This window comes from Mesorhizobium sp. M7A.F.Ca.CA.004.06.1.1 (assembly GCF_003999135.1).
In the GTDB taxonomy this organism is placed as follows: domain Bacteria; phylum Pseudomonadota; class Alphaproteobacteria; order Rhizobiales; family Rhizobiaceae; genus Mesorhizobium.
This window is the reverse complement of the sequence record NZ_RZPQ01001064.1, coordinates 1-1,517: the sequence shown is the minus strand read 5'-3', so window position 1 is coordinate 1,517 and position 1,517 is coordinate 1. Positions and strand designations below refer to the sequence as shown.

Here is a 1,517-nt window from a genome sequence, read left to right as displayed (position 1 = left end):
CCATGGTTTTCCAGTCCTACGCGCTCTATCCGCATATGGACGTGTCGAAGAACATGGGCTTCAGCCTGCTCCTGAAGAAGGCGGAGAAAACGACGATCGACGCCAGGGTGGACGGCGCCGCCAAGCGGCTCGGGCTCGACACGTTCCTGCAACGCCTGCCGCGGCAACTGTCCGGCGGCCAGCGCCAGCGCGTCGCCATGGGGCGTGCCATCGTGCGCGATCCCAAGGTTTTCCTGTTCGACGAGCCGCTGTCGAACCTCGACGCCAAGCTGCGCGTCCATATGCGCGCCGAGATCAAGGCGCTGCATCAGCAGCTGAAGACGACATCGGTTTATGTCACGCATGACCAGATCGAGGCGATGACCATGGCCGACCGGATCGTCGTCATGCATGACGGGTTGATCCAGCAGGTCGGCGCACCGCTCGATCTCTATGATCGGCCGGCCAACATGTTCGTCGCCGGTTTCATCGGTTCCCCCGGCATGAATTTCCTGCCGGCGATTGTTTGCAAGGGTGGTACCCCGGAGGCTGTACTGACCGATGGCCAGGCGCTGCGGCTGCCGGAAGGCCTGCCGCTGACGGACGGTGACGCCATCACCGTCGGTCTGCGGCCCGAGCATATCAAGTTGGCGGATGAGGGCGCGTTGAAGGGCGAGGTGGGTGTGGTCGAGCCTCTCGGGCTTTCGACGCAGTTCTACGTCAAGCTGGCCAGTCAGCAGCTTTGCGTCTTTGCCATGGGCCGTGCCGGCGTGAAGCCAGGCGACGAGGTGAGGTTGGTTGTCGAACCAGACCAATTGCATCTGTTCGATCCGAAAAGCGGTGATCGCATCGGCTGAGGGGACACAGCCGAGCGTCGGGCAGCAGTATCGGGCGCCGATGTCGGGCGGGAAATACAGGTAACGCTACATTTCAATTGGATAAAATAGCGGAACGTCCAACAGACATTTCCGGAACCTAACAGGACCACTCGGACCTTTGCGTCTACAGCGCAAGACCTTAGTCCCGCCGTCTTCTCAAGAGAACGGAGGTCGTTTCGCCACGAATTGGGCCGCCGTCGGAGTTAGTCAACACCGACGGCGGCGCCTGCAATATGGGCGAGTGGGTTGTGTGCGGATATGGTGTGATCGCGGAAGTGGATTGTAGACCGCTAACCGCGAGGGCTTCTTTTGGACAGCGGCGAACTGTCCAACGGGTTCTCAGCCGACTTGGCCGATCGCCGCTCCTTCAGCCACAGGGACTTCTTTCTCCTTGCTAGGTTCTCGTCTCGAACGCTGTCGTCGGCGGTCACTCCGCCATGCATCGCGGCAATCACGTAGTCGGCTCTGTTGGTTCGAAAGTCGCCTTTTTGTACGGACATCGTTTTCTCCCAGTGCGAGGCATTTCCCCCCTTTTTGCCTGACGCTGAAACTAACTGCCTATCCGTGGTGCAAGTCTACCAATCGCCGATTGTATTAAAACGATACACTCAAGGTGGCACGATCGCACGAGAGGAGCCAATACTGGCGGGGCTCCTTCAT

At 59.9% G+C, this 1,517-nt stretch carries 1 protein-coding gene; it reads left to right on the top strand.

Features of this window, described 5'->3' with window-relative positions; genetic code table 11:
• The coding region (locus EN906_RS33840; RefSeq protein ID WP_127375762.1) for a TOBE domain-containing protein at positions 1 to 836 on the top strand (836 nt) is incomplete at its 5' end.
• Positions 837 to 1,517 lie beyond the last annotated feature (681 nt).